At 66.5% G+C, this 6,065-nt stretch carries 10 protein-coding genes; 9 read left to right on the forward strand and 1 reads right to left on the reverse strand.

The genetic code is table 11. The annotated features are described in order from the left end of the window. A partial coding sequence (locus tag ACAM49_RS38110; RefSeq protein ID WP_369640387.1) for a hypothetical protein occupies window positions 1–183 on the reverse strand: 183 nt, incomplete at its 3' end. 319 nt (window positions 184–502) lie between these two features. Between ACAM49_RS38110 and infA the strand changes: the two genes are divergently transcribed. The 9 genes from infA to ACAM49_RS38155 all read left to right on the forward strand — a co-directional run. Next, complete coding sequence (gene infA, locus ACAM49_RS38115) at window positions 503–724, forward strand: translation initiation factor IF-1 (protein ID WP_040804562.1); 222 nt, start codon at window positions 503–505, stop codon at window positions 722–724. Window positions 725–843: 119 nt separating this feature from the next. Further along, on the forward strand, window positions 844–957 hold the full coding sequence (rpmJ, locus tag ACAM49_RS38120) for a 50S ribosomal protein L36 (protein ID WP_033085975.1): 114 nt from the start codon (window positions 844–846) through the stop codon (window positions 955–957). A gap of 182 nt (window positions 958–1,139) precedes the next feature. Next, on the forward strand, window positions 1,140–1,511 hold the full coding sequence (gene rpsM, locus ACAM49_RS38125) for a 30S ribosomal protein S13 (RefSeq protein ID WP_040804564.1): 372 nt from the start codon (window positions 1,140–1,142) through the stop codon (window positions 1,509–1,511). A 9-nt stretch (window positions 1,512–1,520) separates the two neighbouring features. Next, complete coding sequence (gene rpsK, locus ACAM49_RS38130) at window positions 1,521–1,934, forward strand: 30S ribosomal protein S11 (RefSeq protein WP_019045110.1); 414 nt, start codon at window positions 1,521–1,523, stop codon at window positions 1,932–1,934. A gap of 21 nt (window positions 1,935–1,955) precedes the next feature. Then, complete coding sequence (rpsD, locus tag ACAM49_RS38135) at window positions 1,956–2,561, forward strand: 30S ribosomal protein S4 (RefSeq protein WP_369640388.1); 606 nt, start codon at window positions 1,956–1,958, stop codon at window positions 2,559–2,561. Window positions 2,562–2,667: 106 nt separating this feature from the next. Further along, window positions 2,668–3,726, forward strand: coding sequence for a DNA-directed RNA polymerase subunit alpha (locus tag ACAM49_RS38140; RefSeq protein WP_029923719.1), 1,059 nt, complete (start codon window positions 2,668–2,670; stop codon window positions 3,724–3,726). A gap of 53 nt (window positions 3,727–3,779) precedes the next feature. Next, window positions 3,780–4,283 carry a 50S ribosomal protein L17 gene (gene rplQ / locus ACAM49_RS38145; protein ID WP_369640389.1) on the forward strand — a complete coding sequence of 168 codons (504 nt, stop codon included), beginning with the start codon at window positions 3,780–3,782 and terminating at the stop codon, window positions 4,281–4,283. A 19-nt stretch (window positions 4,284–4,302) separates the two neighbouring features. Beyond that, window positions 4,303–5,217, forward strand: coding sequence for a tRNA pseudouridine(38-40) synthase TruA (gene truA / locus ACAM49_RS38150; protein ID WP_369640390.1), 915 nt, complete (start codon window positions 4,303–4,305; stop codon window positions 5,215–5,217). 13 nt (window positions 5,218–5,230) lie between these two features. Continuing rightward, window positions 5,231–6,065: hypothetical protein (locus ACAM49_RS38155; protein WP_369640391.1), on the forward strand; the 835-nt coding region annotated here is incomplete at its 3' end.

Below are 6,065 nucleotides of genomic sequence, written 5' to 3' on the forward strand. Positions count from 1 at the left end.
GTCCGCGGCGGGGCCCTTGCGGGGGTGGCGGTTGCCGAAGATGCGGCGGCCGCCCTTTTTCTTTTCGGGGATGAGGTCGTCGTGGGGGAGGTTCTGGACGGGGGCCTCGTAGCCGGAGTCGGAGACGTCGCTCTCGGACAGCCAGGGCGGGAGCATGGGGAGGCCGTCGTTCTCGCGACTCACATCTACCCCCGGGTGCTCGACCGATCTTGCTGGACAGGGCGTAGTTTAGCGAGCTTCGGCAAGGCCGTGCCCGGTGTGGGGGCGAGCGGGGGCTACTTCGCGCGTGATAGTGCCAAGTCACAGCACCCGTATTTGGCCGGATCTGGGGAAACGGGTAAGCTTGGCCGCTGGTGACTTACATAGTGGCTGTGGCATGTCTTCGTGCCGCCTCCAGTGAGTATGTCACCGGGTTGGCCGTGATGCACCACGAAACTTCGGGCCGACCTGCCGTAATGAGCTTGAACCAACCAGGTTCAGCCTAACCGGGATCGCGGAGGATATGGCGAAGAAGGAAGGGGCCATCGAGGTCGAGGGCCGGGTTATCGAGCCGTTGCCCAATGCGATGTTCCGGATCGAGCTGGAAAACGGTCACAAGGTTCTGGCCCACATCAGCGGCAAGATGCGGCAGCACTACATCCGCATCCTGCCCGAGGACCGCGTCGTCGTGGAGCTCTCGCCCTACGACCTGACCCGCGGCCGCATCGTCTACCGCTACAAGTGAGTCACCCTCGCGGGTGCGAACAGACTTCCGGGATGCGAATCCCGGGTTTTCCCCGGTCAAACCGGCCGGGGAAAAACTGTGTTCACGGCCAGTGAACACCAACCCAGATTGGATCTGACGTGAAGGTTCAGCCGTCCGTCAAGCCGATCTGCGAGAAGTGCAAGGTGATTCGCCGTCACGGGCGAGTCATGGTGATCTGCGAGAACCTGCGCCACAAGCAGCGCCAGGGCTGATTCACCGCCAAGCACCGAATCGCGGTTCGGATTGGCAATGAAGAAGAACTCCCAGCTCCAGTCGCCGTCGGCGAGTCCCTCAGGGGGACGGACGGCGGCCTACCCCCGGTACGGAGGCCGGGGCCCCACTACGAGGGGACGGACAGGGAGCAGACCTCCGCAAAAGTAAGGAAAAGCCAAACATGGCACGTCTGATGGGCGTCGACCTCCCGCGCGAAAAGCGCATGGAGATCGCGCTGACCTACATCTTCGGCATCGGCCGTACCCGCGCCAAGGAGATCCTGGAGCAGACCGGCGTCAGCCCGGACCTGCGCTCGAAGGACCTCAGCGACGACGACCTGACCAAGCTCCGCGACTTCATCGAGGCCTCGGACATGAAGGTCGAGGGTGACCTGCGCCGCGAGGTGCAGGCCGACATCCGTCGCAAGATCGAGATCGGCTGCTACCAGGGCATCCGCCACCGCCGTGGCCTGCCCGTGCGTGGCCAGCGGACCAAGACCAACGCCCGCACGCGCAAGGGTCCGAAGAAGACCGTCGCCGGCAAGAAGAAGTAGGGATAGCGCATGCCTCCGAAGAGCCGGGCCGCTGGCCCGAAGAAGACTCAGAAGTCGCGTCGCCGGGATAAGAAGAACATCCCGCACGGCCACGCGCACATCAAGAGCACGTTCAACAACACGATCGTGTCCATCACCGACCCCGAGGGCAACGTCATCTCCTGGGCGTCCTCCGGCCACGTCGGTTTCAAGGGCTCGCGTAAGTCGACTCCGTTCGCCGCGCAGCTGGCCGCCGAGAACGCTGCCCGCAAGGCGCAGGAGAACGGCGTCAAGAAGGTCGACGTTTTCGTGAAGGGCCCGGGTTCGGGTCGCGAGACCGCCATCCGTTCGCTCCAGGCCGCCGGCCTCGAGGTCGGTTCGATCTCCGATGTCACTCCGCAGCCGCACAACGGCTGCCGTCCGCCCAAGCGGCGTCGCGTCTAGCGGGAAAGGAAGAGTAGAAAAATGGCTCGTTACACCGGCCCTATCACCCGCAAGTCGCGTCGTCTGCGTGTCGACCTCGTTGGAGGCGACCAGGCGTTCGAGCGTCGTCCTTACCCGCCGGGCCAGCACGGCCGCGCGCGGATCAAGGAGTCCGAGTACCTCATGCAGCTGCAGGAGAAGCAGAAGGCTCGCTTCTCCTACGGCGTCATGGAGAAGCAGTTCCGCCGCTACTACGAAGAGGCGAACCGCCAGAAGGGCAAGACCGGCGACAACCTGCTGCGTCTGCTCGAGGCCCGTCTCGACAACGTCGTGTACCGCGCCGGTCTGGCCCGGACCCGTCGTCAGGCCCGTCAGCTCGTGTCGCACGGCCACTTCGTGGTCAACGGCGTGAAGGTCGACGTCCCGTCGTTCCAGGTGTCGCAGTACGACATCATCGACGTCAAGGAGAAGTCGGCCGGCACCCTGCCGTTCCAGGTCGCCCGCGAGACCATCGGTGACCGTCCGGTCCCCGGCTGGCTGCAGGTCGTCCCGGGTCGTCTCCGCATCCTGGTGCACCAGCTCCCCGAGCGTGCGCAGATCGATGTTCCGCTCCAGGAACAGCTGATCGTCGAGTACTACTCGAAGTAATTAGGTTGCGCGTCAAGCGCACCGCTGGTTGTGGCCCTGAGTCCCTCAGGGCCGCAACAGCTCCCAATCGTGAGCATCAAATAGTGGGTGCTCGAAGGAGGAAGAAATGCTGATTTCACAGCGACCGACGCTGACCGAAGAGGTCGTGTCCGAGAACCGGTCGCGGTTCACCATCGAACCGCTGGAGCCGGGCTTCGGTTACACCCTCGGCAACTCGCTGCGGCGCACGCTGCTGTCGTCGATTCCTGGTGCGGCTGTCACCAGCATTCGCATCGACGGCGTGCTGCACGAGTTCACCACGGTTCCGGGCGTGAAGGAAGATGTCACCGACATCATCCTGAACCTCAAGGGCCTGGTCGTGTCGTCCGAAGAGGACGAGCCGGTCACCATGTACGTGCGCAAGCAGGGCCCGGGCACCGTCACCGCCGGTGACATCGTCCCCCCGGCGGGCGTGACCGTGCACAACCCGGATATGCACATCGCCACCCTGAACGACAAGGGCAAGCTGGAGATCGAGCTCGTGGTCGAGCGCGGTCGCGGCTACGTCCCGGCCGTGCAGAACAAGGCGTCGGGTGCGGAAATCGGCCGGATTCCGGTTGACTCGATCTACTCGCCGGTTCTCAAGGTGACGTACAAGGTCGAGGCCACCCGTGTCGAGCAGCGCACCGACTTCGACCGGCTCATCCTGGATGTCGAGACCAAGAACTCGATCTCCGCGCGGGATGCGCTGGCGTCGGCGGGCAAGACCCTGGTCGAGCTGTTCGGTCTCGCGCGCGAGCTGAACGTCGAGGCCGAGGGCATCGAGATCGGCCCCTCGCCGGCCGAAGCGGATCACATCGCTTCGTTCGGTCTGCCGATCGAGGACCTGGATCTCACCGTGCGGTCGTACAACTGCCTCAAGCGTGAAGGCGTGCACACCGTCGGCGAGCTGGTCGCCCGCACCGAGTCGGACCTGCTGGATATCCGCAACTTCGGTCAGAAGTCCATCGACGAGGTCAAGGTCAAGCTGCACTCGCTCGGCCTGTCCCTCAAGGATTCTCCGGCTTCCTTCGATCCGTCCTCCGTCGTCGGCTACGACGCCGCGAGCGGCACCTGGAGCGACAGCGGTTCGTTCAGCGACACCGACAGCGGCGAGCAGGACTACGCCGAGACCGAACAGCTTTAGGTCATTCGGGGTGTAGCGCCCCGAATCGGCCTTCAACACAGGAGATTCAAACAATGCCCAAGCCCAAGAAGGGTGCCCGCTTCGGCGGGACGGCGTCGCACCAGAAGGCGATCTTCGCCAACCTGGCGACGGCGCTCTTCGAGCACGGTCGCATCACGACCACCGAGGCCAAGGCCAAGGCGCTGCGCCCCTACGCCGAGAAGCTTGTCACCAAGGCGAAGGGCGGCACCCTTGCCGACCGTCGCGAGGTCATGAAGGTGATCCGCTCCAAGGACGTCGTGCACGCCCTGTTCGCGGAGATCGGTCCCTCGTTCGAGGGTCGTGAGGGTGGCTACACCCGCATCATCAAGACCATCCCCCGCAAGGGCGACAACGCTCCGATGGCGATCATCGAGCTGGTCCGCGAGAAGACCGTGACCAACGAGGCCGATCGTGCCCGTCGCGTCGCGGCTTCGCAGAAGGCCACCGAGGCCCCGGCCGAAGAGGCCAAGGTCGAGGATGCCGCCGAGGAGACCGTGGCTGACGCCCCGGCCGCCGAGGCCAAGGACGCGGAGTAACTCCGAACGTCGAGAGCACATGAGTGAGCCCGCCGTCCCCTCCGGGTCGGCGGGCTTTCTCCATGTTAACCAGGAGATCGCTGTGACCGTGGAGGATCAGACGCCCGAACCGGTTTCGATTCGGGTACGGCTGGACATCAGCTACGACGGCACCGATTTCACCGGCTGGGCGCGCCAGCCCGGCCTGCGCACCGTGCAGGGCGTGCTGGAGGAGGCGATGAGCAAGGTGCAGCGCGAGCCGATCCAGCTGACCGTGGCCGGGCGCACCGACGCCGGGGTGCACGCGGAAGGGCAAGTCGCGCACTTCGATACGCACACCGAGGTGGACGGGCCGAAGCTGGTGCACCGGCTGGCGCGGTTCCTGCCCAAGGACGTCCGCGTCAAGGACGTACGGCTCGCACCGCCCGAATTCGACGCGCGTTTCTCGGCGATTCGCCGTCATTACGCCTATCGGCTCACCACCGCCCCTTACGGCGCGGAGCCGTTGCAGGCCCGCGGCATCGTGCCCGTCCGATCCGGGCTGGATGTCGAGGCCATGCGGGAGGCCTCCCGAAACCTGTTGGGGCTGCACGATTTCGCGGCCTTCTGCCGCCGTCGCGAGGGTGCGACCACCATTCGCGAGCTGCAGCGCTTCGACTGGGTCCAGGACGGCGATCTGCTCACCGCCTACGTCAGCGCCGACGCCTTCTGCTGGTCCATGGTCCGCAGCCTGGTGGGCGGGGTGCTGGCCGTCGGCGAGGGCCGCCGCACGCCCGACTGGATCGCCGGGTTGCTGAACGAACGCGAGCGCTCCAGCTCGGTCACAGTGGCTCCGGCGCACGGCCTTTCGCTCATCGCCGTCGACTATCCCGCCGATGCCGACCTGGCCGCGCGCAACGCCGAGACCCGTGAGGTCCGCACCGTGCCGGGCCGCGAAGACTGTTGCGGCGGTTGATCGTTCGCGTTCGATGAGTTCGGAGATCGACCCCGCGCCCGCGGTGCGCAGGCTCGAGGTGCGCAGCGGGCCGGAACTGCCCCGGGAGCTGGCCTTCGAGCACTGGGAAGCGCAGATGATCGAGACGTACTTCCCGCTGGCCGTGGCACCGCTGGAAGCGCCCGAGTTCCATGGCGCGATCACCCACGCGCGCTACGGGGCGGTCGACGTGACCACCGTCGGATCGGCGCCCCAGCAGGTTCGGCTGACCGATCGGCTGATCGCGGGCGCCGACGACGAGTACCTGCTCGCCAGCATCTGCGTCCGCGGCCGCGGACGCCTGCACCTGGACGACCGCATCGCCGAGATCGGACCGGGCGAGATGGTCTTCTTCGGCAGCAGCCGGGAACTGCACTGGGAATTCGACCGCGATTGGGAGAAAACGGTTCTGCAGGTCCCGCTCTCCCAGCTCCGCGACCACAGCGGCCTCACGCTCGCGGACGTCCCGCTGGCCGTCACGGTCCCCAATGCCGGACCCGCCGCGGTGGTCTCCGGCTTCTTCCGTCGCCTCGCCGACCTCCAGCAGCGCGAACCCGACAGCGCGGCCCTGCTCGCCGAACCCGCCCTGGACCTGCTGGCCGCCGCGGTGAGCCTGGCCGGCGGCCACACCCCGCCCAACCGAACCGCCCTGGCCCGCGAGCGCGTCCTGGCCTTCATGCGCGCCGAGTGCGCGGACCCGGATCTCTCGGTGGACCGAATCGCCCAGGCCTGCATGCTGTCCCGCCGCGCCCTCTACCGCCTCTTCGACGGCCTCGAAGGCGGCCCCGCCGCCGCCCTCCGCCGCATCCGCACCGAGCACGCCGCCCACC

Origin of the sequence: Nocardia sp. JMUB6875 (assembly GCF_041154655.1) — a bacterium.
Classification (GTDB): domain Bacteria; phylum Actinomycetota; class Actinomycetes; order Mycobacteriales; family Mycobacteriaceae; genus Nocardia.